Origin of the sequence: Microbacterium immunditiarum, assembly GCF_013409785.1 — a bacterium.
GTDB lineage: Bacteria > Actinomycetota > Actinomycetes > Actinomycetales > Microbacteriaceae > Microbacterium > Microbacterium immunditiarum.
Window position 1 is genome coordinate 683,730 of record NZ_JACCBV010000001.1, and the last position, 24,955, is coordinate 708,684.

Consider the following 24,955-nt stretch of genomic DNA (forward strand, 5'->3'; position numbering starts at 1 on the left):
GACCGGGGGATTTCGCGGATGCCGCGCCGTCGCGCCGCGGCACCGATGGCTCCCGGGGACCCGATGGGCGGGGCATCCGGGGCGCGTCGATAGGATGGGGTGTAACCGTCCGCAAGCGGGGGAGAGCCCATGCCAGGCATCGTGATCGTCGGAGTGCAGTGGGGAGACGAGGGCAAGGGCAAAGCCACTGACCTGCTCGGCGATCGCACCGACTGGGTCGTCAAGTTCAACGGCGGCAACAACGCGGGCCACACCGTCGTGATCGGCGATGAGAAGTACGCGCTGCACCTGCTTCCGTCGGGCATCCTCTCGCCGGGCGTGAACGCCGTCATCGGCAACGGCGTCGTCGTCGACCTCGAGGTGCTCTTCGCCGAACTCGAGGCGCTGCACGCCCGCGGCGTCGACACCTCCCGCCTGCGCGTGAGCGCGAACGCGCACATCATCACGCAGTACCACCGGACGCTCGACAAGGTGACCGAGCGCTTCCTCGGCAAGCGTCAGATCGGAACGACGGGTCGAGGCATCGGGCCGGCGTACGCCGACAAGATCAACCGCGTCGGCATCCGCGTGCAGGACCTGTTCGACGAGAACATCCTGCGCCAGAAGGTCGAGGGCGCCCTCGACCAGAAGAACCACCTCCTGCTCAAGGTCTACAACCGCCGCGCGATCACGGTCGACGAGGTCGTCGAAGACCTGCTGTCGTACGTCGAGCGCCTGCGTCCGCTCGTCGCCGACACGTCCCTGCTCCTCAACGACGCGCTCGACAGCGGCGACGTCGTGGTGTTCGAGGGCGGGCAGGCGACGATGCTCGACGTCGACCACGGCACGTACCCGTTCGTGACGTCGTCGTCGGCGACCGCGGGCGGCGCCGCGACGGGCTCGGGCGTCGGCCCCAACCGCCTCGATCGCATCGTCGGGATCGTGAAGGCGTACACCACGCGCGTCGGGTCGGGCCCCTTCCCCACCGAGCTGCACGACGAGAAGGGCGACTGGCTGCGCTCGCGCGGCTTCGAGTTCGGCACGACGACCGGCCGTCCGCGCCGCGTCGGCTGGTACGACGCGCCCCTCACGCGCTACGCGACGCGCATCAACGGCATCACCGACCTCGTGCTCACGAAGCTCGACATCCTCACCGGGCTCGAGCAGATCCCCGTGTGCGTCGCCTACCACGTCGAGGGCGAGCGGTTCGACGACGTCCCGGTCAGCCAGTCCGACTTCCACCACGCGAAGCCGATCTACGAGTACTTCCCGGGCTGGAGCGAAGACATCAGCACCGCGCGCTCGTTCGACGACCTGCCTCAGGCCGCGCGCGACTACGTGCTCGCGCTCGAGGAGATGAGCGGAACCCGCATCTCCGTCATCGGCGTCGGCGCCGCACGCGACGCGGTGGTCGTGCGGCACGACCTCATCGACTGATCGGGGCGCTCGTGTCGGTGCACCGCGAGCCCGTTTCCCTTCGCCCGGATCAGGACATCCGGTGTGCGCAGGAGGTTCCGGCCGGGATCGTCCTGTCCTCGCCGGATGTCCTGATCTCGGCGAGGGTTCGGAAGGGGAGCGCGTGAGGTTCTGGCTCGGCGGGTACACGCCCGAGATGGAGGGCTCCGCGCGCGGCATCGGCGGTCTGCTTGCGGGCGCTCCGGACGACCCTCTCGCGGGCGGTCCGCTCGCGTACACGGGCGGTGTCGTGCGCGCGCGCCGCGAGGACGAGATTCCGGATGCCGCAGCAGCCGACCCTTCGATCGCGCGCGACCCCGCGGCGATGGGCTCGCCGTCGTGGCTGGCGGCGCATCCGCGACTCGATGTCGTGTACGCCGCGCTCGAAGGCTCCGCGCAGGTCGTCGCCCTGCGCCGTGCGGGCGACTCCGAGCTGGAGTACCTCGGCGCGCCCGTTCCGGTGGGAGACACCGTGTGCCACGTCGCGGTCGCGCCGGACGCGTCGTCGCTCGTCGCCTCCGCGTGGGGCGACGGCAAGGTCGTGCGGGTCGCGCTCGATGCCGCGGGGCGGCCTGGGCGGCCGGTGACGGCGGCCGCGGCATCCGACCCCTACGGCGACGACTCCGACGAGGCATCCGCGGCGACATTCGCGTCGGCCGGTGCCATCGACCTCGCGGCGGCCGCCCGCGCGCTGCGCGAGGCTGCGGGTGAGGAGTATGCGCACTTCGTGCCCGACCACGACGCCGCGCCCGCGCCCGAGCCCGGGACCGATGCCGCGGAGGAGCCCGCGCGCACCTCGCGCGCGCACGCGGCGGCGTTCCTGCCGGATGGCCGCATCGCGACGACCGACCTCGGGTTCGACCTCGTGCGCATCTGGCGCGACACCGCCACCGGGTTGCGCCTCGACCACGAGGTCGTCCTGCCGAAGGGATGCGGTCCGCGGCATATGGTCGTGCACCCGAGCGGGCACCTCCACGTCGTGACCGAGTTCTCGGGCGAGGTCTTCACGCTCGGGCGCGATCGCGAGGGTCGGTGGCGCGTGCTCGCGGGCACCGCCGCATCGCCGGCGGCCGGCCTCGGCGACACCGGTGCCGAGCTCGCGATGTCGCGCGACGGGCAGTTCCTCTACGCCGGTCTGCGCGGCTCGAACACGATCGCGACGCTGCGCGTGCGCGGCGCGGGCGAGACGGTGGAGCCGGTGGCCCTCGCCGACTCGGGGGTCGACTGGCCCCGCCATCACCTCTTGGTCCGCGACACCCTGCTGGTCGCGGGCCAGCGCTCCAACGAGGTCGTGTCGCTCACGCTCGACGAGCGCACCGGAGCTCCCGGGCGCGTGCGGCACCGCGCGGAGGTGCCGTCGCCGTCCTGCATCCTTCCGGCGCGTTGACCACGGGCGCACCGGGGGCGCCGGCGGCAGCCCGCTACTCCTTCGCGTCCTGCCTCGGAATGAGCACCTGCTTGATGATGAGCAGGATCGACGCCGTCACCGGGATCGCGACGAGAGCGCCGAGCAGGCCGAGCAGCGTGCCGCCGACGAGTGCGCCGATGACGACGAGCGCCCCCGGCACCGAGATCGTCTTGTTCATCACGCGTGGGGTGAGCAGGTATGCCTCGATCTGCATGTACACGAGGTAGATGGCGGCGAAGATGAGCGCCGGCACCCATCCCGTGAAGAGCGCGACCGTCGTGGCGATGACCCAGTACAGCACCGAGCCGATGAGCGGTATCAGCGTGATCGCGAAGGCGAGCACCGCCATGAGCGCCGGGAACGGCAGTCCGAGTGCGAGGTGCAGGATGAACGCCACGACCGAGTTGCAGAAGGCGAGGATCACCATCCCCATGAGGTAGCCGCCGATGGAATCGGTGATCTCCTCGGTCATGCTCGCGACCTTCGCGCGGTTGCGGGCCGGCGCGAATCGATTGAACGACTCCTTGATGACCGGCAGCGACGCGAGGAAGTACAGGCTCAGCACCAGCACGATGATGAGACCCGAGATCGTGGTGGCGACTCCCACGCCGATCCGGAGAATGCCTCCGCCGATCGCGGCGATGTTCGCGGGATTCGTCAGGAAGCCCTCGACCTCGCTGAGAATCGTGCCGATCTGATCGCCGACATTCGCCTGCAGCCACGCGTACAGGTCGGATGACTCGAAGTCGTCCACCATTTCGGGGATGGAGCCGATGAACTGTGCGATCTGCGTGACGACAGCAGGCACGATCAGCCACAGGGCGACGATCATGACGACGGCGAACGCCGCATAGACGATGACGATGGCCCATGGCCGCTTCACATTGCGCCGCTCGAACCAGCGCACGATCGGGTCGAGTCCGAGAGCGGCGAACAGGGCGAAGACGATGTAGATGATGATCGTCGACAGGTTCGAGACCGCGACGCCGAGCACGAACGCGAACAGACCGCCCAGCGTGATGAAGAAGCCGAGGGCGACCGGATGGTTGATGTGCGCCAATCGCGCGGGAGGTGACGCCTGGGGTGGTGGAGCGTCGAAGATCGAGACGGCGGGGTCGGCAACCGCCGCATCTGTGCCGGCAGCCGGATCGGCTGCGACGGATTCAGGACCAGGGCTCGCCGTGCCGTCGCTCATGCGAACACTCTAGGACCGCGCGCCCTCACCGCGCCGGAACCCGAGGGCACCGGTATCGTCGGAGGTCGAGGAGGACGCCATGACAGACGACGCCGACCCGACGGGCACTCTGCTGCGACTGCGGGCCAGTATCGACAACATCGACGCCGCCCTCATCTATCTCCTCGCGGAGCGGTTCCGCTGCACGAAGCAGGTCGGCGAGCTCAAGGCCGAGCACGGGCTCCCGCCCTCCGACCCCGCGCGGGAGGAGCAGCAGATCGCCCGTCTGCGCCGTCTGGCCGAAGACGCCGACCTCGACCCCGAGTTCGCGCAGAAGTGGTTCACGTTCGTCGTGGCCGAGGTGATCCGTCACCACACCGCCGTCGCCAACGGCCGCTGAAACCGGCGGCGGAAAGAGCGGATGCCCCGACCCGCGTTGGGGCCGAGGCATCCGTTTCCCCGGGCGAAGCCCGATTCCCGAGGCGTCTCAGGGCACCGCACGCCGCAGCGTGAGGAACGAGATCGCCGCGAGCACCGCGCCGAGGAGCAGCCCCCACAGACCGAGGCCGAGCGCGCCCTGGGCGCCGATCCAGCCGAACACCTGCCCCCACGCCTCGAGCAGTCCGGTGAGGAACATCCCGAGCACCAGGAGGGCCGCGATCCCCGCGAGGACGGCTGTGAGCACGACCGATCCGAACCGCTTGTAGATCGTCGCCGCCCAGAATCCGACGACGAAGAACAGCATCGTGACCGCGAAGAAGAACAGGGCGGCGCCGAGCGGGCCCGCCTCCCAGATCCATGGCAGGTAGAAGAAGTAGCCGTTCATGCCCCACCCGCCGGTGGCGTTCTCGATGACACCGCCGATCACGAACACCGCGGAGAGGATCGCTCCGGTCATCGCGGCGGCGAGCAGCGTTCCGAGGTAGAACTCGCGCCGCGTTACGCTCATCGCCTGCGAGAACGGAAACGTGAGCGTGAGCGACTGCACGCCCACGACCGCGAAGTACCACAGGGGGGCTTGGGCGCCGCCGCCGTACAGCGGGCTGTCGGCGCCGGCGTTGCGGATGATGGCGTAGATCGCGAGGGTGATCAGCAATGAACCGCCGAGCACCATGAGAGGCACCCAGATGTAGGTCTGGCGGTTGATCAGCTGCATGCGGACGACGTTGACGGTGCGGTTCATCGCAGAGCTCCTTCGTCGAGGTCGGCGTCGGTGGAGGAGGCCGCAGAGGCGGATGCGGCGGCGCCGGCCGCCGTGCCCGAGACGTGCTGCGTCAAGCGCACGATGAGCTGCTGCAGCGACACCGGGGCGAGGTCGAGTCCGGCCGCGGCGAGGCGCCCCCGCTCGGCGGCCGTGAGCGTGCCGAGGACGGTCACGCTGGAGACGTGCCCGAGGCTCTCGCGGTGGATCACCTCGCGTCCGGCGACGAATGCCTCGACTGCGGCGGAGTCGCCGACGATGTTCGTGGCGCGGTCGCGCACGGCATCCGTGTCTTCATCCATGATGATGCGCCCGCGATCGATCACGAGCACCTTCTCGATGAGGTTCGAGACCTCGTCGATCAGGTGGCTCGAGAGGATCACCGTGCGGGGGTGCTCGGCGTAGTCCTCGAGCAGGCGATCGTAGAAGATCTGGCGCGCGACGGCGTCGAGTCCGAGGTACGGCTCGTCGAAGAACGTGATCTCGGCGCGCGACGCGAGCCCGATGATGACCCCGACGGCCGAGAGCTGACCGCGCGAGAGCTTCTTGATGCGGCGCTTGACGGGCAGCTGGAAGTCGTCGATGAGGCGCTCGGCGAACTCCTGGTCCCAGTTCGGGAAGAAGAGTCGAGCCGTGTCGAACGCGTGGCGCGGCATCGCGTCGTCGGGGTACTTCTGGCTCTCGCGCACGAAGCACATGCGGCTGAGCACGCGTGCGTTCTCGTACGGATGCTCGCCGAACACGCGCAGGTCGCCGCGTGTCGGGAAGTTCTGCGCCGTGAGGATCGACATCACGGTGGTCTTTCCGGCGCCGTTGCGCCCGAGCAGGCCGTAGATGGTGTCTTTCTCGATCGAGAAGCTCACGTCGTCGACCGCGAGCGTGTCGCGGTAGCGCTTCGTGAGACTCGTCACCTCGATCACGGAGGTCATCGGATCGTCCCTTCGGTGGTGGTCTGGTTCGGTTTCGAGGGCAGTTCGGCGTCGCGTTCGCGGATGAGGCGCGCGACGTCATCGGGCGTGAAGCCCAGCCTCCGCGCCTCGGTCATCAGCGGCTCGATGAAGTTGTCGGCGAACGCCGTCCGTCGCTCGGCGAGCAGCATCTCGCGCGCTCCAGTCGCGACGAACATGCCGATGCCGCGGCGCTTGTAGAGCACGCCCCGGTCGACGAGCATGGCGATCCCCTTCGCTGCGGTTGCGGGATTGATGCGATGGAAGGCGGCGAGCTCATTCGTCGATGGAGCCTGCGACTCTTCGGCCAGGCTGCCGTCGACGATGGCGTCTCCGACGCTCTCCGCGATCTGCACGTAGAGCGGTCGCCCCTCTTCGATCACACGTGCTCCCTGGTTCGGTGGTGCATTACTCGACTAAGTAACCATACAACCCCGTTGCGTGTCAACTGCGAGCCGGGGTGACATCCTGAGAGCGGCGAGAGGAGGGCCGGATGCGGCGACCCGTCTCATTCGTGCTCGGCGGTGGCGGCATCCGCGGCGCCGTCGAGATCGGCATGCTGCGGGCGCTGCTGGAGCGGGGAATCCGTCCCGACCATGTCGTCGGCACCTCGATCGGTGCGATCAACGGCGCCCTCGTCGCGGCAGACCCTACCCCGGCGGTGGTCGAGGCGCTCATGGCCGCATGGACTTCGCCCGAGGCGGGCGCCGTGTACGGGGAGTCGCTGTTCACGCAGTTCCGCCGGTTCCTGCGCACGAAGACGCACCTGAACTCGCCGGCGCCGCTGCGCGAGATCCTCGAGCGCGCCCTCGGCGAGGACACGACGTTCGAGGGGCTGCCCGTCCCGCTGCAGGTCGTCGCCGCGAGCATCGAGCGGGCGGCCGAGCACGTGTTCGACTCGGGACCGCTCATCCCGGCGATCCTCGCCTCGTCCGCGGTGCCGGGCCTGCTGCCGGCCGTCGAGATCGACGGCGAGCACTACGTCGACGGCGGCATCGTGAACTCGATCCCGATCGAGCAGGCGGTGCGCGCGGGTGCGCGGACCGTGTTCGTGCTCCAAGTGGGTCGCGTCGAGGCGCCGCTCACCGCACCGAAGACCGCGCTCGACACGGCGCGCGTCGCGTTCGAGATCGCGCGGCGCCACCGGTACGCGCGCGATCTCGCCTCGCTCCCGGAGGGCGTGGAACTGCACCTGCTGCCGTCGGGCGGACCGCTCGACGGGGACGACTCGCTCATGGCATACCGGCGCATGACGACCGTGCGACGGCGCATCGACCAGGCGTTCGAGGCGAGTCGCGCGTACCTCGACGAGCTCGACGCTCGCGGTCGCGCGGCCGCCGGCGAAGGGCGCGCGTGATGCGCGTGCCGCCGAAGTGGGTGCGACGAGTGGTGATCGCTCCCTTGGTGGTGATCCTGGGGCTCGTGCTGCTCGTGCTCATCCCGGTCGGCTGGCTGATCTTCTTCGCGCTGCTGTCGCTCATCCCCCGCCATATGCGCGCTCCGCGGATCGTGTGGCTCGTGTTCGTCTACGTCGTGTGGGACGCGGCACTGCTCGTGTGCCTGTTGGCGCTGTGGCTCGCGTCGGGGTTCGGCTGGAAGCTGCGATCGCCCGCCTTCGTGCGCGCGCACTATCGCCTCGCCGCCTTCTTCCTGCGCGTGCTGTTCTGGATCTTCGAGGCGGTCCTGCGCCTGCACGTCGTGACGGCAGGGTCGGATGCCGCGGACACCGCGCTCGCCCACGACGAGTTCGTCGAGCTCTTCGACCACGACCTGCCGCTCGTCGTGGCGAGCCGCCACGGAGGGCCGGGCGATTCGTTCATCGTCGTGCACACGATGCTGAACGGAGTGGGGCGGATGCCGCGCATCGTGCTCAAGGACACGCTCCAATGGGACCCGGCGATCGACGTTCTGCTCAACCGGATTCCCACTCGGTTCATCGTGCCGTCGGGCTTCGCGAAGGTCGCGATCGGCGGCGGCCGCGCCGTGGAGGCGCAGATCGGGGCGCTCGCCGAGGGGCTGGCGGGCGACGACGCGCTCGTCATCTTCCCCGAGGGCGGTCAGGCCACCCCGCTCCGGCGGATCAGCCGCATCGAGCGGCTGCGCAAGGCGGGCCGCACCGACATGGCGGTCCGCGCCGAAGCGCTGCGCCACGTCATGCCGCCGCAGCCCGGCGGTGTGCACGCGGCGCTCACGGCGGCGCCGGACTCGGACGTGGTGCTCATCGCGCATACGGGTCTCGAGCGGCTCTCGTCGATGCACGACCTCTGGCGCGAGCTTCCGATGGAGAAGCGCATCAGGATGCGCGCGTGGCGCATCCCACGCGCGGACATCCCGGCCGAGCCGGATGCCCAGGCGGAGTGGCTCTTCGGGTGGTTCGAGCGCCTCGACGCGTGGATCGACGCGCACGACGACGCACCGCGGGCGGACTGACGGTCAGGACGACGGGCGCTCGCCGCGACCCGGCTCGGGCGCCTGCCGCGGCGACGGAGACGGCGTGGGAGACGATCGGCGCGAGGGCACCGGCCATGGGGCGGCGTCGCCGACCGGGTGGGGCTGGGCCGTGGCATCCGAGTCTGTCTCGGAAGATGATGCGGCAGGCGACGCGGATGCCGCGCCCTTCGCACCGGCGGACCCCGGCGCTCCCGGACCCAGCTCGAGCATGACCTTCTTCTCGAGCACCTCGATCGCCTCGTCGGACAGCAGGATGAGCCCGTCGAGCTCCTCTCGCACGCGGCGGTAGGCGAGCTGCCGCTCGGCTGGTGTCGCCGCCTGATCGACCGCGACCGTCAGGAGCTGCTTGGCCGTGTCGAGGCGCTTGCGCTCGCCCGCCGAGAACGACGAGTCGCGCAGTCGGCGGGCGTCGCGCTCGGCGACATCGAACGCGACCTCGTAATCGGTCACGGCGTTGCGGTACTCGGCGAGCTGCTCGGGCGTGATGCGGGCCTTCGACGACGCCGGTCGCAGACCGTCGGCCACGCGCTTCGCGCGCAGGAACGCCGCCGTCAGCGGCTGGCGCCCGTCGCTCATCGCCGGGAACGCGATGAGCTTCGCGATGTCGAGCTCGTACTCGAGCCAGCGGGCGGTCGTGGCGTCGTGCTCCGCGAAGAGGCGGTCGAGCTCGGCCGACATCGAGTCGGCGGAGGGCTTGGGTGGGGCGCTCGCCCGCGCAGCGGCGCCCACGGCCGGGATCGGGACCGCGCCCGTTCCGGCGCGCGCGGCGGCCTGCGCGGCCTTCAGCTCAGCCTTGGCCTTGAGCACCTCGAGACGCCGCCTGTGCCGGCGGCGGGCACCGCGCTCCCACGCACTGCCGATTCCACCCAGCACGAACATGGTGGGGAAGATCAGCCACCAGTACTGCCGGAGGAAGTCGAATAACGGCTCCACCCTGTCATGCTACTGAGGTCGGCCGGGGGCGTCGCGGTCGGGCCCCCGGCGGATCTGCGCCCGTGGGGCTCCGAAGACCCCCGCCTGCCGTTCGGCCGCCTCGAGCGCGGCGGCCAGCGCGTGCACCGCCGCGCGGTACTCGACGTACTGCTGCGGCGTGACGCGCTCGCGCTGCGACGGCCGCAGGCGCCCGGCTTCGCGCTGGGCGCGGAAGAACGCGAGAGTCGCCGGATGCCGCGAGTCCAGCATCTGGGGAAACGCCAGTGCGAGCGCGGGATCCGTCTCGTAGTCCATCCACCGCGCGTTGATGCCGTCGTGCGCCGAGGTCAGCCGGTCGATGGGCAGCGGATCCGAGCGCGACCCTGCGCTGTACTGCGCCTGGACGGCCTTGATGCGCGTGCGGGTGGCGCGCAGGGTGAGCGATGCCGCCCTCTCGGCGCGCTTCGCCTCGCTCAGCTGTCGCCGGGCCTCGATCGCCGCGGACGTGGTCGGGAGCACGGCGCCGAGCAGCGGGGAAGGCTCCTCGGCTCGCGCGGCGATCGCGTTCGATCGCGCGTGACGGAGTCGGGCCTTCGCGTCGACGAGCGCGAGGTACGCCTGCCTCTCCTCGTGGCGAGCGGCGTCGAGCTCGAGGCGACGCGCGCGCCGGCTGCGGGTCGTCACCCCGGCGTAGACCGCGCCGCCGAGGGCCGCCGCGGTCGGAGCGGCCCACCACCAGTCGGCGAGGAAGAGGAGGATCGGCTCCACCCAGCCATGCTAAGCCCGGGCTTCAGCCGAACAGCAGCGAGATGACGGTCGCGCCGCCGCCGACCAGGATCAGCGAGATGATCACGACCCACGCGACGATGCGCGTGCGCCGCTGTCGGGTGTCTGCGAATCCCGTGTACTCGTCATCGGCAGCCATCTCAGTCGTCTCCGTTCGCTCTCTCGGTCGAGGAATCGGCGGGTCAGCCGATGATGGGCCCGAACGCCGCGGGAAGCGTCGAGCGCGACAGGTCGCGCAGCTCGTCCAGCGGCACCGTGAACAGCCCCTGCACCTCGAGCGCCGGAGCGTCGCCGTCGCCGGGGGCATCCGTCACGCCGATGCGCAGCACCGGGTAGCCGCGTCCTTCGCACAGCCCGCGGAACTTCACGTCGTCCTCGCGGGGAACGGTCACGATGACGCGCCCGGTCGACTCCGAGAAGAGGGCGGATGCCGCGTCCACCCCGTCGCGCTCCATGATCTCGTCCAGCCACACCCGCGCGCCGACGCCGAACCGCATCACGCCCTCGGCGAGCGCCTGCGCGAGGCCGCCCGACGACAGGTCGTGCGCGCTCGAGATGAGCGACTGCTGCGACGCCGCGTGGAGCAGCTCGGCGAGCTTGCGCTCCTGCGCGAGGTCGACGCGCGGAGGACGACCGCCGAGGTGGTCGTGGATCGTGCCGGCCCACTGCGAGCCGCTGAGCTCGGTCGCGGTGACGCCGAGCAGGTAGACGTTCTCGCCCGGGTCCTGCCAGCCCGACGGCACGCGATGCGCGACGTCGTCGATGATGCCGAGCACGCCGACGACGGGCGTCGGGAAGATCGGCTGGTCGCCGGTCTGGTTGTAGAAGCTGACGTTGCCGCCCGTGACGGGGATGCCGAGCTCGAGGCATCCGTCGCTCAGTCCCTCGACCGCGCGCGAGAACTGCCACATGACCTCGGGGTTCTCGGGGCTGCCGAAGTTGAGGCAGTCGGTGACCGCCGTTGGAACGGCGCCCGTCACAGCGACGTTGCGGTACGCCTCGGCGAGGGCGTGCTTGGCGCCCTCGTACGGGTCGAGCTGGCAGTAGCGGCCGTTGCAGTCGGTCGAGATCGCGAAGCCGAGCCCGGACTGCTCGTCGACGCGGACCATGCCGGCGTCGTCGGGGAACGCGAGGGCGGTGTTGCCGAGGACGTACCGGTCGTACTGGTTCGTGACCCACGACGTGTCGGCGAGGTTCGGGCTCGCGACGAGCTTCGTGAATTGCTCCCGCAGCACGGCGGGGTCTGCGCTGCGGGGCAGGGCGGCCGCCGAGTCGTCCTGCAGGGCGTCGATCCACGTCGGGTAGGCGACGGGGCGCTCGTACACCGGGCCGTCGACCGCGACAGTCGAGGGGTCGACGTCGACGATCTGCTCGCCGTGCCAGAAGATCTGCAGGCGGCCGTCGCCCGTGACCTCGCCGAGGACGCTCGTCTCGACGTCCCACTTCGACGTCACGGCGAGGAACGCGTCGAGCTTGTCGGGGGCGACGATCGCCATCATGCGCTCCTGGCTCTCGCTCATGAGGATCTCCTCGGGCGTGAGCGTGGGGTCGCGCAGCAGGACCTTCTCGAGGTCGACGCGCATGCCCGAGCCGCCGTTCGCCGCGAGCTCGCTCGTCGCGCACGAGATGCCGGCGGCGCCCAGGTCCTGGATGGCCTCGACGAGCTCGCCCTTGTAGAGCTCGAGGCAGCATTCGATGAGCACCTTCTCGGCGAACGGGTCGCCGACCTGCACGGCCGGGCGCTTGGTCGGGCCGCCGGAGGAGAACGTGTCGGATGCCAGGATCGAGGCCCCGCCGATGCCGTCGCCGCCCGTGCGGGCGCCGAACAGCACGACCTTGTTGCCCGCGCCCGAGGCGTTCGCGAGCTTGAGGTCCTCATGGCGCAGGACGCCGACCGCGAGCGCGTTCACGAGCGGGTTGCCCTGGTACACGGCGTCGAAGACCGTCTCGCCGCCGATGTTGGGCAGGCCGAGGCAGTTGCCGTAGAACGAGATGCCGGAGACGACCCCGTGCACGACGCGCGCCGTGTCGGGGTGGTCGATCGCACCGAAGCGCAGCTGGTCCATGACTGCGACGGGGCGGGCGCCCATCGAGATGATGTCGCGCACGATGCCGCCGACGCCCGTCGCGGCGCCCTGGAACGGCTCGATGTACGACGGGTGGTTGTGCGACTCGACCTTGAAGGTGACCGCCCAGCCTTCGCCGATGTCGACGACGCCGGCGTTCTGGCCCATGCCGACCATGAGCCGTTCCTTCATCTGGTCGGAGACCTTCTGCCCGAACTGGCGCAGGTAGATCTTGCTCGACTTGTACGAGCAGTGCTCGCTCCACATGACGGAGTACATCGCCAGCTCGCCCGAGGTGGGCCGGCGGCCGAGGATCTCGCGGATGCGCTCGTACTCGTCGGGCTTGAGACCCAGGGCGGCGTACGGCTGCTCGCGCTCGGGGGTGCCGGCGGCGTTCTCGACGGTGTCGACGACAGGGCGAGCGGATGCCTCGGCCGAAGCCGTCGAAGAGGGAGTGGTCATGCGGCTGAGCTCCAGGAATCGCGGGCGCCGGACGGCATCCATCCTAGCCGTGGCCCCTGGGAGCCGAACCGCCCGCCGTGGACGCCTGTCAGCGCACGACCGGCTCGCCGATGAGGCGCTCCGGAGTCACGTCGCCCGAGTCGAGCACGCTCGTGTAGTAATCGATCTTGAAGTTGAGCCGGTCAAGGTGCTCGCGGTCCTCGGCCATGCGCTTGACGAGCGTCTCGCGAGACCGGGTGAGCACCTCGACGCGCTGCGCGATCGTGTGGTCGCCAGCGTTGGTCAGTGCGACGAAGTCCTTCATGTCGCGGATGGGCATGCCCGTCGCGCGCAGCAGCTGCAGGAACCGGATCCAGCCGATGTCGTCCTCGGTGTAGCGGCGGTGGCCGCTCGGGGCCTTCGCGATCGCGGGGAGCAGCCCTTCGCGCTCGTAGTACCGCAGCGTGTGCTTCGAGACCCCGGTCAGCTCGGCCGCCTCTTCGATCGTGTGGTCGCTCACGGCCTCCACGGTACGCCCGGAATCGACTCTGCGGCAGGTGTTGACTTTGAGCGCACTCTAACTTCTACGGTCGTCCGCATGACAGAGAACACCACCCTCACGGGCCGCCGCGCGTTCGCCTTCGGGCCGTCAGCGACCCCTCTCGTGCCGATGGCCGTCGGCGCGATGCTCATGGGCACGAGCACGCCCGAACCGGAGGCTCGGCGCATCCTCGACCACTTCGCCGGGACCGTCGTGCCGCGCTACGCGGGCTCGGACGGAACTCCCGCCCGGGGCATGATCGACACCGCCGACTGCTACTGCTGGTGGCTGGCGCCCGGTGAGACGGGAGGCCACAGCGAGGCGCTCCTCGGCCGCTGGTTCGCCGACACGGATGCCCGTGACTCGGTGTACCTCGCGACGAAGGCGACCGGCATGCTTCGCGACTACGACGGCGTGTGGAACGCCGACGGCACCCCGAACTGGGACCTTGCCCGCACGAGGTACATCGGAGCTGATCCCGACGTGCTGCGCGGGGCGCTCGCCGCATCTCTGGAGCGCCTCGGCATCGAGCACATCGACCTGTACTACAACCACGTCGACGATCGCTCGACACTGCTCGCCGATGCGGTCGGCACCTTCGCCGGGTTCGTCGCCGACGGCCGGGTCGGCGCATACGGGTGGTCGAACGTCGCGACGTGGCGCCTCGCACAGATCGCGGCGGTCGCCGAGGCGAACGGCTGGCCGCAGCCGATCGCGCTGCAGCAGCAGCACAGTTACCTGCGCCGGCGCGCGGGGCTCGACCACCAGAGCATCGTCGACTCCGAGCAGCTCGACTACCTGCGCGAGTCGCCCGGCCTCCAGCTCGTGGCGTACTCTCCCGTGCTCAAGGGCCTCTACAGCGACCGCTCGAAGCGCTCGCTCGACTACTGGGCGATGGACCCGTACGCCGGACCCGACGCCGACGCGCGTCTCGCGGCGGTCGACCGCGTGGCCGCGGCATCCGGTGCCACCGGCAACCAGGTCGTGCTCGCGTGGCTCATGGCCGCGGACTCCCCACGAGTCCTCCCTCTCATCGGCGCGCGCACGTTCGACCAGTACCTCGAATGCATCGAGGCGCTCGACGTCGAGCTGACGGCCGAGCAGCTCGAGGAGCTCGACTCCGCGGGGGCGTGACCGCGCACCGTGGAGATCCGCCCCAACGCCGAGTTTTCGCCCCAAACCTTCGACGTGGGCGTTGCCGGGGAAACTGTTCGTACAGGGGTTGACGGATGCCGCATCCGCTCGTAATCTACAACCAAATGGTTGTACGTAATGAGTTGAGCGATGAAGAGATCGACCGGATCTTCCAAGCCCTCGCGACCGCGACGCGGCGTGACATCCTGCGGCGCACGATCGAGGACGAGCTGTCGGTCTCGTCGCTGGCGCGTGACTACGACATGTCGTTCGCGGCGGTGCAGAAGCACGTCGCCGTGCTCGAAGCCGCGGGCCTGGTCATCAAGCGGGCCGAGGGTCGCGAGCGTCTCGTCCGGGCGGATCCGACGATGATCGCCCGCGCCCGCGCGCTGCTCGCGCGCTACGAGGAGCTGTGGCGATCGCGCATCGCCCGGCTCGACGCCCTGCTCGCCGAGCAGGCCGGAACCGAACCCCCGCACGACGACGCGAGAGACCCTCGCACGAGAGAAGGAGAGTGACATGCCCGTCACCGCCGTCACCACCGACCCCGAAGCACTCACGATGACGGTCACGGCGGACTTCGCCGCGCCCGTCGACCGGCTGTGGAACGCGTTCACCGATCCGCGCCAGCTCGAGCGTTTCTGGGGTCCTCCCGGCTGGCCGGCCACGTTCACGCAGTTCGACTTCCAGGCCGGCGGATTCGTGAGGTACCACATGACCAGCCCGCGGGGTGAGTCCTCCACAGGCATGTGGGAAGTCCTCTCGATCGACGAGCCGCGCAGCTTCGAGGTGCTCGACTCCTTCGCCGACGAAGCGGGCAACCCGATCGCGGACATGCCCGCGTCGCGCATGGTCTTCACCTTCACCGAGACGGCCGAGGGCTCGCGCCTGACGAACGTCACGCACTTCACCTCGGCAGAGGCTCTCGAACAGGTTGTCGAGATGGGCGCCGTCGAGGGCGCGACGATGGCCATGAACCAGCTCGACCGGGTGCTCGAAGGTCTGCGGGCGTACGCGCAGGGCAAGGGTGTGCAGACCGAGATCCTCGACGACCAGCACGTGCGCATCACGCGGCTCATCGAGGGTCCGATCGACCTCGTGTGGCGCGCCCACACCGAGCCCGAGCTGCTCGAGAAGTGGATGCTCGGCCCCGAGGGCTGGCGCATGTCGGCGTGCGAGGTCGACCTCTCCGTCGGCGGGCGCTACCGCTACGCGTGGGAGCCCGTCGGCGACACGGAGGGCCAGGCGTTCGGATTCGACGGCGAGCACCTGCTCATCGACTCCCCTCGCCGCATCGTGACGACCGAGCACATGACCGGCACGGACTACCCGTCGACCCTCAACGATCTCAACCTCTACGAGGAGGACGGCGCCACTCTCGTCACGCTGCTCATCGAGTATCCCGACGCGCAGACGCGCGACGCGGTGCTCGCGACCGGCATGACCGAGGGGATGGAGTCGAGCTACCAGCGGCTCGAGGGCGTGCTCGCGACGGTCTGACGCACGAGACACGACGGATGCCGCGGCCCCGTGGTCGCGGCATCCGCGTCTCTCGGGGCGACGTGGTGAAACCGCCGGGCCGAATCGGCGCAAACCCGGTCCTTCGCAACCCCTCGGCCGCATCCGTCCCGGCGCTTTCACGCAGCGCCGACCTCCCCCGCCCGACCGGCCTGTCGCGGCGCGGCCCACCTCGCCCCGCCGAGATTGCCCGAATCGCCGTTCCGGCCCTTGCGCGAACGTCATTCGCGCAATCTCGGCACCCGTGGACCCCTAACGTGGGGACGTGAACACCGACTTCCCGCGCGACCTCGTCTTCACCGCGGCACTGTTCGGCGTCGCGGCCTTCGTGTGGGCGGGGTGGGCGCAGGAGTCCCCGCCGAGATCCGTGTGGTGGCGCGTGCTGCTCGGCGCGATGGGCCTCGCCGGGGTGGCGCTCGCGGCGCTCACGATCCCGACGCTCATCGCGAACTGGGGCTCGCCGTCGGCGCTGCGGCCGGGCACCGGGGCGTTCATCACCTACATCGTCGTCTTCTGGGTCGAGTTCCTCCTGGCAGGGGTCCTGGCCTTCTTCGCGATCCGCGCCGGGCTCAGCGATCTCGTGGCGCCGCTCATCCTCGCGATCGTGGGCATCCACTTCTTCGCGCTCGCGCCCGTCCTCGGGCAGCCGGTGCTGTTCATCCCGGCGGTGCTGCTGACGCTCATCGCGGTCGGGACGGCGGTGCTCCCGGCATCCGATGTCGCCCACAGCTTCTGGTGCGGGGTGCTCGGGGCGCCCGTGTTCCTCGCCGTCGGGGCGTGGTGCGGGGTGGTGGGCACCGCCGCCCTGCGCACGGGCTGAAGACACGGCGCGGGCCGCGCGTCAGTCGTCGAGTGTGCCGAACAGGCCCCGGCCCTTGTCCATGAGCGCCTCGTACGCCTCGCCGTAGGTCGTCGGGATCCGGGCGCCGGGATCGAACCGCGCCGTGAGCAGGCCGAGCAACCCGCGCGCGGGCGCTGTGAGCGGACGCCGCTTGTGCTTCTCGTGCGACGCCGACTCCTCGGTCTTCTCGGGGTTCGGCGGCGCGTACAGCGACTGCGGCTGCGGCCACGAGTAAGGCTGACGCGGAACCGTCGTGTTGATCGCGTTGAAGATCGGGTTCGCCGTCTCATCGCGCACGGTGAGCGGGCTCAGCCCGTGCAGGCGGCACAGCGTGTTGATGACCGACCCGTGGTGCATCTCGTCGTGGATGACCGTTCCGGAGGCGGTGTACGCGCTCACGACGACGGCCGGCACGCGCACGCCGAGGCGGTTGAACTCGAAGCCCATCTCGCCGGGACCGGAGTTGTCGGGCGGCACCGCGTCGGGTGGTGCGACGTGGTCGTATGTGCCGCCGTGCTCGTCGAACGTGATCACGAGCGCGGTGTTCATCGCGTTCGAGCCCTGAGCCGACGACGCCGTGCGGATCGCGTCGTAGACGTCCTGCACGAGCTTGTCACCCGCACGCACATCGGACTCGGAGCTGTTGGACACGCGCATCGTCGTGCCGTCGGGCAGCTGCACCTCGCCTTCGCGCTCTTGGCCCCACGGCGGGTGCATGTCGTTGTGGTTGTAGACCATGCGCGGCTCGATGAACGCGTAGTCGGGCAGGTTCCCGGATGCCGCGTCGGCGTAGAACTGCTCCATCACGCGGAAGTTCGTCTGCCAGTACGGCTCGAGCACGGGCGCGTGCAGCATGCCCGTGAGCGACACGAGCTGGGTCGCGTCGTAGTACACGCGCCACGTGAGCCCCGCGTCGTCGAGCCGGTTGAAGATCGTGGCCGCGGCCGGCGCGTCGATCCACTTGTAGTAGTCGTCGCCCGTGTGGTTGACCACGTACCCGTGCGACGTCGACGCGTGGAAGAACGACCGGTTGCAGAAGGTCTGCGACGGCACGCCCGCAAACCACCGGTCGTACACGGCGAACTCCCGCGCGAGCGTCGACAGCACGGGCAGCATCTCGGGGGCGAAGCCGCCCATGGCGACGCGGTACTCCTCGGGCTTGGGCTCGCGCTTCTTCGTGAGGCGGAAGTTGACGATGTAGTCCGTCACGAAGCCGCTGTTGGTCGGCTCCTGCCCGGGCGAGGGCGCGTTGTACGGATGCCGGTGGCCGTACCTCTCGACGTGGGCGTTCGACTGCGGGGCGATGATGTCGAAGAGCTGCGTGTTGACGTGCGGGTACGTTTCGCCGGGATCCGGCTGCGGCTGCTGCATCACCGTGTCGGTCGGACCGTCGTAGACGTACGCGGGGATGTCGGTCCCGTCCGGGCCCTTGTTCGAGTAGCTGCCCTGGTTGATGCCGTCGAAGTCGTCCGTCGTCTTCTCGGCGGCGGAGTACAGGCGGCCGACGATGTTGTCGAAGCTGCGGTTCTCGAACATCACGACGACGATGTGGTCGAACCCCGGAACATGTCGCGGCGGGAGCGGCGTGAACTCGGGCGGGTGCGTCGTCGCGGCCGCGGTGACGGCGGCGCCGGCGGATGCCCCGATCGCCAGCCCCGCGGCGCCGAGGCCCGCGCGGCGGAAGAACTCGCGGCGCGACGGCAGCTCGGGCGCGTCGGCGGGCGCGGCGTCATCCGGCGCGGCATCCGCCCCGTCGTCGCGCTCGTCGTTCGTCGTCCGTGCCACCGAGACCCCCACCTCGACTTGGCCCGATTGTAGGGGCAGTCGATGGGCTAGTCTCCCGCCATGGCACCGCGACTCCGGTTCGACCGAGGCGCGCGCTACGGCGCAGCCATCGTCGGGATGCTCGCGACGACGTACCTCGCGTCGGCGACGGACTTCTCGGCGATCGTGCAGTCCGAGTCGTACGCCGGCACGATCCGCACCGACGTGCCGCTCGTGAACATCGTGCAGTTCCTGCTCATCGTGGGTGGAATGGTGGCGTCCTTGGCCCTGCTGCCCACGCCGGGGATGCGCCGCGTGGGCGGCGTGACGCTCGTGTGCGTGACGCTGTTCCTGTGGGCGACGCTCGGGCTCGAGCGGGGCGTCGGCAACATCCACGAGCCCGACGCGCTGTGGGCGTTCGTGCTGGATCAGGGCTTCGTCACGCTGCTCGCCGCCGTGGGCGGGTGGGTCATCGCCCGCGGGCGGCATCCGCTCTCGTGGATCGTCGTGATCGTCGCGATCGTGCCGCCGATCGTCGGTCCGGCGCTCATCGAGGCGGACTTCACCACTGGCGGGTACGCGCTCGTGATCCAGGCGATCGTCGTGTTCGGCGGTCTCGCCGCGGTGTGGGCGGCGGCGTGGATCGACCGGCTTCTCGAGAGGCGTCAGGCCGGGTCGTCGAGCACGAGCCGATAGCCCATGCCGGCCTCGGTCAGCAGGCGCCGGTGGTGAGCATCGGGCACGGGCTCCCCGTCTGTGGCGAGCACGGTGCCGTCGGATGCCACGAGCCGGGCCCCCGTCATGCCGAACGCCTCGCGCGCCTTCGTGACGACGTCACGTCTTGGCGAGCGCGTCCTCGAACGCGACCCACGCGAGCATCGCGCACTTCACGCGTGCGGTGTACTTCGAGACGCCCGACAGGGCGGCGGCGTCGCCGAAGGTCTCCTCGTCGAGCGGGGTCTCGCCGCGCGAGCGCAACGCGGAGCGGAACCCGTCGATGAGCGCCGTCGCCTCCGTGCGCGCGAGCCCGCCCTCCTCCTCGACGAGCGCCGCGAGCATCGAGGCGGATGCCTGCGAGATGGAGCATCCGGCGCCGTCCCACGTCACGCTGATCACACGGTCGCCCTCGACGCGCACGCCGAGCGTGAGCTCGTCGCCGCAGACGGGGTTCAGCTGGTGGCTGGTGGCCGAGGCATCCGTCGCCAGCCCCCTGCCGTGCGGGCGCTTGGAGTGGTCCAGGATCAGCTCCTGGTAGAGCGACTCGAGACCGCTCATGATGCGACTCCGAAGAACGAGCGGATACCCGACACCGCGTCGAGGAACGCGTCGACCTCGTCGGCGGTGTTGTAGAGGGCGGCGGATGCCCGGACCGTCGCCGTCACCCCGAAACGGCGGTGCAGCGGCTGGGCGCAGTGGTGGCCGACGCGCACCGCGATGCCGCGCGAGTCGAGGAACTGCCCCGCGTCGTGCGCGTGGACTCCCTCGACCTCGAAAGCCCACAGCGCGACGCGCTCCACGTGACCGGCCCCTGAGCCCGACGCAGGGTCGCCGAGGAGCCGGATGCCCGGGATCGATCGCAGACCCTCGCCCATGCGCTCGCCGAGCGCGGTCTCGTGCGCGTGCACGGCATCCATGCCGACCGAATCGAGGTACCGCACGGCGGCCGCCAGGCCGATGGCCTGCGACACCGGCTGCGTTCCCGCTTCGAAGCGCTGCGGCGGCGGGAGGTACTTCGCCTCGTCGAGTGTGACGGTCGTGATCATCGACCCTCCGGTGAGGAACGGCGGCAGCGCCTCGAGCACGTCGCTTCGTCCGTAGAGCGCGCCGACGCCGTACGGCCCGAGCATCTTGTGCCCCGAGAACACCGCGAGGTCGACGCCGAGCGCGGGAAGGTCGAGCGGCAGATGCGGCGCCGACTGGCACGCGTCGAGCACGGTGACCGCCCCGGCGCTCCGCGCGAGGGCGACGAACTCGGCGACGGGGTTCACGATGCCGAGAACGTTCGAGACGTGGGGGAACGCGACGACGCTGGTGCGGTCCGAGATGACGGATGCCGCGGCATCCGTGTCGATTGTCCCGTCGTCGCGCACGGGAATGTGCTTCAGCGCGGCGCCGGTGCGCGCGGCGAGCTCCTGCCACGGGATGAGGTTCGCGTGGTGCTCGGACTCGGTGATGACGAGCTCATCCCCCGGGGCGAGGGCGAAGCGCGCGCTCGCCGGGGCGCCGCGCCCGGCCGTCGCGTTGCCGATCGCGTACGCGACGAGGTTGATGCCGGCGGTCGCGCCGCTCGTCCACACGAGCTGCTCGGGCTGTGCGCCCACGAACCCGGCGACTGCCGCGCGGGCATCCTCGAAGAGCTCGGTCGCCTCGGCGGCGAGCGTGTGGGCCCCGCGGTGCACGGCGGCGTTCGCCCGGGTGAGGAAGTCCACCTCGGCGTCGATCACCGCACGCGGCTTCTGGCTCGTCGCGGCCGAGTCGAGATACACGAGTCGCTGCCCGTGGATGGTCTCATCGAGCAGCGGGAAGTCGGCGCGCACGGCTGCGGCGTCGAGCGTCGAGGTCATCGTTCCAGGCTACGCCGGGGCGGGGCATCCGGCTCTGCCCGGGTGTTCCGATCGCCGAGTGCACGACTTGCCGCCGAGCGCACGCCCTGGCCGCGCACGCGACCCGTGCACTCGGCGCGCCGCCGTGCACTCGCGAGGACGGCGAAGCGCCTCACGGCCGCTCCAGACTCGAGCGCGACGCGAGGACAACGGGCCGCGTGGGCGCCCCGCCGTAGACTCGCTGCGTGGACGACAGGGTCGGCCTCGGACTCGTGGCGATGCTGATCGGAGTGCTGATCGGAGTCGCACTCCTCGTGCCGTTCGTCGCCCTCAGCTACCGGCGTCGGGGCAGGCTCGGGGCCGGGCGAGCGAGCCTGTGGTTCGCGGCGCTCGTCTACTTCTTCGCGATCTGGACCTACACTCTGCTGCCGCTCCCAGACCCGGACGCCGTGACGTGTGCCGGCGCGAACCTCGACCCGTTCGCGTTCGTCGACGACATCGGGCGCGCCGTCGGGCCCACAGGCCCCGTGCTCACCGACCCTGCGCTGCTGCAGCTCCTGCTCAACGTCGTGCTCTTCGTGCCGCTCGGCTTCTTCGTGCGCGTGCTGGGCGGACGCGGCATCGTCGTCGCGGGGCTCGTCGGGCTCGGCGTATCCGCGTTCATCGAGACGACCCAGCTCACCGGCGTGTGGGGCCTTTACCCGTGCGCCTATCGCGTGTTCGACGTCGACGACCTGCTCACGAACACGGTCGGCGCGCTCCTCGGATCCGTCGTGGGACTCATCGTGCCCAAGAGCCGGCGCGGCATGTCGCGCCTGCCCGACGCCGATCTGCCGCGGCCAGTCACACGCCGTCGGCGGCTGCTGGGGATGCTGTGCGACGTCCTCGGCGCCGCCCTGACGTCCTGGGCGTCCGCAGTGATCGTGCAGGCGGCGCTCTACGCGCTCGGCGCGCACGAGGAGGTCGCCGACGGAACCGCCGCGGGCGTCGTGGGCGACGTGACCGCGATCGTCATCTGGTTCCTCGTCATCATGACGACCGGCCGTTCCGTGGGCGACTTCGCGGTGCTGCTGCGGTTCGAGGGCACGACCTACCCCGTGTGGCTCGCGCGGCTGCTCCGCTTCGCGGGTGGAATCGGGGGGTACCTCGTCCTCGTCGCCCTGCCCGGCGCATGGGGGCTTGTCGGAGGGATCTTCGCCGCGCTGTCTCTCGTCCTCATGCTCACGACCGACGATCGCGGCGGCCTCCCGGGGATCGTGTCAGGACAGAAGCTCGTCGACGCGCGCGTGCGAGAGCTGCTCGAGTACGGGTGACGGATGCCGCGGCATCCGCGCCGCTACTTCGCCTCGGCCGGCTCGCCCTCCGGGGCCCCCAGGAACTCCCGCGCCGCGACCACCAGCGCGTCGACGCCCCGCTCGATCGTCGGGTGCAGCACGGGTGCGAAGAACGGCGAGTGGTTGGTGGGGATCGCGCTCTCAAGCGTGCCGGATGCCTTCGCCTCCGCGAACTTCTCGGGGTCGATGCCGCCCCAGAACCAGTACACGAGCGGAACGCCCGCCTCGCGAGCGAACCACGAGACGTCCTCGCTGCCGGTGAACATGCCCGGGTCGACGACGGTCCCCTCGCCGAACGCGCCGTTGAAGGCGTGCGTGAGCCGCGTCGTCGCGACGGGGTCGTTGATCGTCGGGGGAAGCGTGTGGTCGGTGACGATGGTCGGCGGGACCTCCGCACCGGATGCCGCGGCCTCGGCCCGCACGATGCGCTCGACCTTCTCGAGCACGCGCTCGCGGGCCGCGTCGTCAGGGTAGCGCAGGCTGAGCTCGAGCGTCGCCTCGGCGGGGATGATGTTGTTCTTGAGGCCCGCGTGGATCGAGCCGACCGTCACGACGGCGACGTCGCGCGGGTCGATCTCGCGCGACACGATCGTCTGCAGCCGCATGACGGTCGCCGCGGCCATCACGACGGGGTCGATCGTCGAGTGCGGGCGCGATCCGTGGCCGCCGCGGCCGAAGAGCGTGACGGTGAGCCCGTCGGAGGCCGCCATCTGCGTGCCCGGGCGCACGCCGATCGTGCCCGCCGGCAACGGGGTGATGTGCTGGCCGAGGACGATGTCGGGCTTGGGGAACCGGTCGAGCACGCCGTCGGCGATCATCGACTGCGCGCCGGCCCCGTGCTCCTCCGCGGGCTGGAACACGGCGACGACCGTCCCAGCCCATTCGTCCTTCGTCGCGACGAGCCGCTCGAGCGCGCCGAGCATCGCGGTCACGTGCATGTCGTGTCCGCACGCGTGCATGACCGGGACATCCGTGCCGGAGGCGTCGACGCCGCGCGCGGTGCTCGCGTACTCGAGGCCCGTCCGCTCCTCGACGGGCAGGGCGTCCATGTCGGCGCGCAGCCACACGACGGGTCGGTCGGTCCCTGAGCCTGTCGAAGGGTTGCGGATCACCGCCGCGACGCCCGTCTTGCCGATGCCCTCCTCGAACTCGATCCCGAGATCGGTGAGGTGCTGGGTGACGATCCCCGCGGTGCGCGTCTCTTGAAACGAGAGCTCCGGGTGCCGGTGCAGGTCGATGTACAGCGCCTCGAGGTCTATCGTCATGCGGACGAGCCTAGCCGGGAGGCTCTTTCCGGCGCCGAGTGCACGACTTCCCGTCGAGTGCACGGACTGGGCGCGTCGCGAAGCCGTGCCCTGGACGCGAAGCCGTGCACTCGCGAACGTGGAGCGGGGAAGGGGGCCGGTGCTCAGCCCTCGCGCTCGGACGGGCGCGAAGTCGAGCCGCGCACGATGAGCTCGAACGGAAGCCGGCCGGGCTCGTGGATCGGGGGCGCCTCGTCCTTCGTCTCCAGCGCCTCGAGGATCGCCTCGGCGGCCCGCTCCCCCTGCCCGAGCGGGAACTGGTCGATCGTGGTCAGGCGGAAGAACTCGCCGAGCTCGTGCCCGTCGATGCCGATGACCGAAAGGTCCTCGGGCACGCGATAGCCGAGCTCGCGCGCGGCGAGGATGGCCCCGATGGCCATCTCATCGGATGCCGCGAAGATCGCCGTCGGGCGCTCGCCGGGTCGCCCGAGCAGCTGCTTCGCCGCGCGGAACCCGCCCTCGATCGTGAAGTCGGCGGGCTCGTACAGCGCGGGGTGCGCCGGGATCCCGGCATCCGCCAGCGCCTGCTCGAAGCCCTGGCGCCGACGCGTCGGGATGTGGAAGTCGATGTCGAACTCGGGGCTCGCGCCGATGTGCGCGATGTCGCGGTGTCCGAGCGCGATGAGGTGCTCGGTCGCGAGCCGCGCGACGGCGATGTCGTCGACCGTGAGGGTCGTGAGGCGGGGGTTGGGCCCGCCGATCGCGATCACGGGAAGGTCGAGCTCGCGCAGGCGCTCCGTCTCGTCGTCGCCGAGCTCGATCGAGATCGCGACGACCCCGTCGACGCGCTGCCGCCGCAGGAACGTCTCGAAGATCACGCGCCGCTGCTCGCGGTCGGCCGTGAGGCTGTAGAGCGTGATGTCGTAGCCCCGCCGCATGAGCGTGTTCGCGATGCCGCTCAGCACCGTCGAGAAGAACCACCGGTCGAGGAACGGCACGAGCACGCCGATGTTGCGCGTGCGGCCCGACGCGAGGCTCGACGCGGACGACGACACGACGTAGCCGAGGCTCTTCGCGGCCGACTCGACCCGGGCGCGGGTCGTCGGCGAAACCTGGCCGCGGCCGCTCAGGGCGCGCGAGACCGTCGCGGTCGACACACCCGCCAGGCGGGCGACCTCATCGATGCTGACCATGCGCGCTCCTTCGCGGCGTTCCC

Annotated in this window: 26 protein-coding genes; 11 read left to right on the forward strand and 15 right to left on the reverse strand. The window is 70.4% G+C overall.

What is annotated here, in order from left to right:
* Positions 1 to 129 precede the first annotated feature (129 nt).
* The gene (locus BJ991_RS03055) at positions 130 to 1,416 is read left to right on the forward strand and encodes an adenylosuccinate synthase (protein WP_179487348.1); all 1,287 of its coding nucleotides are present in this window, start codon (positions 130 to 132) and stop codon (positions 1,414 to 1,416) included.
* Positions 1,417 to 1,558: 142 nt separating this feature from the next.
* Positions 1,559 to 2,821: a lactonase family protein gene (locus tag BJ991_RS03060; protein WP_343048626.1), complete on the forward strand. Its 1,263-nt coding sequence runs from the start codon at positions 1,559 to 1,561 to the stop codon at positions 2,819 to 2,821.
* Positions 2,822 to 2,855: 34 nt separating this feature from the next.
* On the opposite strand, the gene BJ991_RS03065 is transcribed toward BJ991_RS03060, so the two are convergent.
* Positions 2,856 to 4,037, reverse strand: a complete 1,182-nt coding sequence (locus BJ991_RS03065; RefSeq protein ID WP_179487350.1) for an AI-2E family transporter — start codon at positions 4,035 to 4,037, stop codon at positions 2,856 to 2,858.
* A gap of 79 nt (positions 4,038 to 4,116) precedes the next feature.
* Here BJ991_RS03065 and BJ991_RS03070 point away from each other — a divergent pair, with 79 nt between their 5' ends.
* Positions 4,117 to 4,416, forward strand: coding sequence for a chorismate mutase (locus BJ991_RS03070; RefSeq protein WP_179487352.1), 300 nt, complete (start codon positions 4,117 to 4,119; stop codon positions 4,414 to 4,416).
* An 87-nt stretch (positions 4,417 to 4,503) separates the two neighbouring features.
* Here BJ991_RS03070 and BJ991_RS03075 read toward each other — a convergent pair whose 3' ends face one another.
* Genes BJ991_RS03075 through BJ991_RS03085 form a run of 3 tightly spaced genes read right to left on the reverse strand, consistent with a single transcriptional unit; the run spans position 4,504 to position 6,547 of the window.
* Positions 4,504 to 5,199, reverse strand: coding sequence for a hypothetical protein (locus BJ991_RS03075; protein WP_179487353.1), 696 nt, complete (start codon positions 5,197 to 5,199; stop codon positions 4,504 to 4,506).
* On the reverse strand, positions 5,196 to 6,146 hold the full coding sequence (locus BJ991_RS03080; RefSeq protein WP_179487354.1) for an ABC transporter ATP-binding protein: 951 nt from the start codon (positions 6,144 to 6,146) through the stop codon (positions 5,196 to 5,198). Before BJ991_RS03080 ends, BJ991_RS03075 begins: the two co-directional genes overlap by 4 nt.
* Complete coding sequence (locus BJ991_RS03085) at positions 6,143 to 6,547, reverse strand: GntR family transcriptional regulator (protein WP_179487355.1); 405 nt, start codon at positions 6,545 to 6,547, stop codon at positions 6,143 to 6,145. The genes BJ991_RS03080 and BJ991_RS03085 overlap by 4 nt, the downstream gene beginning before the upstream one ends.
* A gap of 110 nt (positions 6,548 to 6,657) precedes the next feature.
* Here BJ991_RS03085 and BJ991_RS03090 point away from each other — a divergent pair, with 110 nt between their 5' ends.
* The gene (locus tag BJ991_RS03090; RefSeq protein WP_179487356.1) at positions 6,658 to 7,521 is read left to right on the forward strand and encodes a patatin-like phospholipase family protein; all 864 of its coding nucleotides are present in this window, start codon (positions 6,658 to 6,660) and stop codon (positions 7,519 to 7,521) included.
* A 29-nt stretch (positions 7,522 to 7,550) separates the two neighbouring features.
* A complete protein-coding gene (locus BJ991_RS03095) occupies positions 7,551 to 8,594 on the forward strand; it encodes a 1-acyl-sn-glycerol-3-phosphate acyltransferase (RefSeq protein ID WP_343048627.1) in 1,044 nt (347 codons plus the stop codon).
* Positions 8,595 to 8,597: 3 nt separating this feature from the next.
* Here the strand turns inward: BJ991_RS03095 and BJ991_RS03100 are convergent, their stop codons facing one another.
* From BJ991_RS03100 to BJ991_RS03115, 5 genes are all read right to left on the reverse strand, one after another.
* Positions 8,598 to 9,548: a hypothetical protein gene (locus tag BJ991_RS03100; RefSeq protein WP_343048628.1), complete on the reverse strand. Its 951-nt coding sequence runs from the start codon at positions 9,546 to 9,548 to the stop codon at positions 8,598 to 8,600.
* Positions 9,549 to 9,557: 9 nt separating this feature from the next.
* On the reverse strand, positions 9,558 to 10,295 hold the full coding sequence (locus BJ991_RS03105) for a hypothetical protein (RefSeq protein WP_179487358.1): 738 nt from the start codon (positions 10,293 to 10,295) through the stop codon (positions 9,558 to 9,560).
* A 22-nt stretch (positions 10,296 to 10,317) separates the two neighbouring features.
* Positions 10,318 to 10,452 (reverse strand): hypothetical protein, encoded by a 135-nt coding sequence (locus BJ991_RS18575; RefSeq protein ID WP_281363919.1) that lies wholly within the window; start codon positions 10,450 to 10,452, stop codon positions 10,318 to 10,320.
* A 43-nt stretch (positions 10,453 to 10,495) separates the two neighbouring features.
* Positions 10,496 to 12,841, reverse strand: a complete 2,346-nt coding sequence (gene purL / locus BJ991_RS03110; protein WP_179487359.1) for a phosphoribosylformylglycinamidine synthase subunit PurL — start codon at positions 12,839 to 12,841, stop codon at positions 10,496 to 10,498.
* Between the two features lie 88 nt (positions 12,842 to 12,929).
* Positions 12,930 to 13,340, reverse strand: a complete 411-nt coding sequence (locus tag BJ991_RS03115; protein ID WP_179487361.1) for a MerR family transcriptional regulator — start codon at positions 13,338 to 13,340, stop codon at positions 12,930 to 12,932.
* A gap of 78 nt (positions 13,341 to 13,418) precedes the next feature.
* Between BJ991_RS03115 and BJ991_RS03120 the strand changes: the two genes are divergently transcribed.
* The 4 genes from BJ991_RS03120 (at position 13,419) to BJ991_RS03135 (ending at position 16,833) form a co-directional block, all read left to right on the forward strand.
* Positions 13,419 to 14,495, forward strand: a complete 1,077-nt coding sequence (locus BJ991_RS03120; protein WP_218852851.1) for an aldo/keto reductase — start codon at positions 13,419 to 13,421, stop codon at positions 14,493 to 14,495.
* Positions 14,496 to 14,620: 125 nt separating this feature from the next.
* Positions 14,621 to 15,013, forward strand: a complete 393-nt coding sequence (locus BJ991_RS03125) for an ArsR/SmtB family transcription factor (RefSeq protein ID WP_179487363.1) — start codon at positions 14,621 to 14,623, stop codon at positions 15,011 to 15,013.
* A gap of 1 nt (position 15,014) precedes the next feature.
* On the forward strand, positions 15,015 to 15,995 hold the full coding sequence (locus tag BJ991_RS03130; RefSeq protein ID WP_179487365.1) for an SRPBCC family protein: 981 nt from the start codon (positions 15,015 to 15,017) through the stop codon (positions 15,993 to 15,995).
* A 283-nt stretch (positions 15,996 to 16,278) separates the two neighbouring features.
* Positions 16,279 to 16,833, forward strand: coding sequence for a hypothetical protein (locus tag BJ991_RS03135; RefSeq protein ID WP_179487367.1), 555 nt, complete (start codon positions 16,279 to 16,281; stop codon positions 16,831 to 16,833).
* A 21-nt stretch (positions 16,834 to 16,854) separates the two neighbouring features.
* Here the strand turns inward: BJ991_RS03135 and BJ991_RS03140 are convergent, their stop codons facing one another.
* Positions 16,855 to 18,639 (reverse strand): alkaline phosphatase family protein, encoded by a 1,785-nt coding sequence (locus BJ991_RS03140; protein ID WP_343048629.1) that lies wholly within the window; start codon positions 18,637 to 18,639, stop codon positions 16,855 to 16,857.
* Between the two features lie 60 nt (positions 18,640 to 18,699).
* On the opposite strand from BJ991_RS03140, the gene BJ991_RS18285 reads away from it, so the two are divergent.
* On the forward strand, positions 18,700 to 19,314 hold the full coding sequence (locus tag BJ991_RS18285; protein ID WP_246301010.1) for a hypothetical protein: 615 nt from the start codon (positions 18,700 to 18,702) through the stop codon (positions 19,312 to 19,314).
* On the opposite strand, the gene BJ991_RS03150 is transcribed toward BJ991_RS18285, so the two are convergent.
* Genes BJ991_RS03150 through BJ991_RS03160 form a run of 3 tightly spaced genes read right to left on the reverse strand, consistent with a single transcriptional unit; the run spans position 19,284 to position 21,182 of the window.
* Complete coding sequence (locus tag BJ991_RS03150; RefSeq protein ID WP_179487373.1) at positions 19,284 to 19,421, reverse strand: hypothetical protein; 138 nt, start codon at positions 19,419 to 19,421, stop codon at positions 19,284 to 19,286. The genes BJ991_RS18285 and BJ991_RS03150 overlap by 31 nt on opposite strands.
* 31 nt (positions 19,422 to 19,452) lie before the next feature.
* Positions 19,453 to 19,893, reverse strand: a complete 441-nt coding sequence (gene sufU, locus BJ991_RS03155) for a Fe-S cluster assembly sulfur transfer protein SufU (protein ID WP_179487375.1) — start codon at positions 19,891 to 19,893, stop codon at positions 19,453 to 19,455.
* Positions 19,890 to 21,182 (reverse strand): SufS family cysteine desulfurase, encoded by a 1,293-nt coding sequence (locus BJ991_RS03160; RefSeq protein WP_179487377.1) that lies wholly within the window; start codon positions 21,180 to 21,182, stop codon positions 19,890 to 19,892. The genes sufU and BJ991_RS03160 overlap by 4 nt, the downstream gene beginning before the upstream one ends.
* A gap of 224 nt (positions 21,183 to 21,406) precedes the next feature.
* Between BJ991_RS03160 and BJ991_RS03165 the strand changes: the two genes are divergently transcribed.
* Positions 21,407 to 22,474 carry a VanZ family protein gene (locus BJ991_RS03165; RefSeq protein ID WP_343048630.1) on the forward strand — a complete coding sequence of 356 codons (1,068 nt, stop codon included), beginning with the start codon at positions 21,407 to 21,409 and terminating at the stop codon, positions 22,472 to 22,474.
* A 23-nt stretch (positions 22,475 to 22,497) separates the two neighbouring features.
* On the opposite strand, the gene BJ991_RS03170 is transcribed toward BJ991_RS03165, so the two are convergent.
* Together BJ991_RS03170 and BJ991_RS03175 are read right to left on the reverse strand one after the other, a co-directional pair.
* A complete protein-coding gene (locus BJ991_RS03170) occupies positions 22,498 to 23,760 on the reverse strand; it encodes an amidohydrolase (RefSeq protein ID WP_179487379.1) in 1,263 nt (420 codons plus the stop codon).
* A gap of 143 nt (positions 23,761 to 23,903) precedes the next feature.
* The gene (locus BJ991_RS03175) at positions 23,904 to 24,932 is read right to left on the reverse strand and encodes a LacI family DNA-binding transcriptional regulator (RefSeq protein WP_179487381.1); all 1,029 of its coding nucleotides are present in this window, start codon (positions 24,930 to 24,932) and stop codon (positions 23,904 to 23,906) included.
* Positions 24,933 to 24,955: the final 23 nt, after the last annotated feature.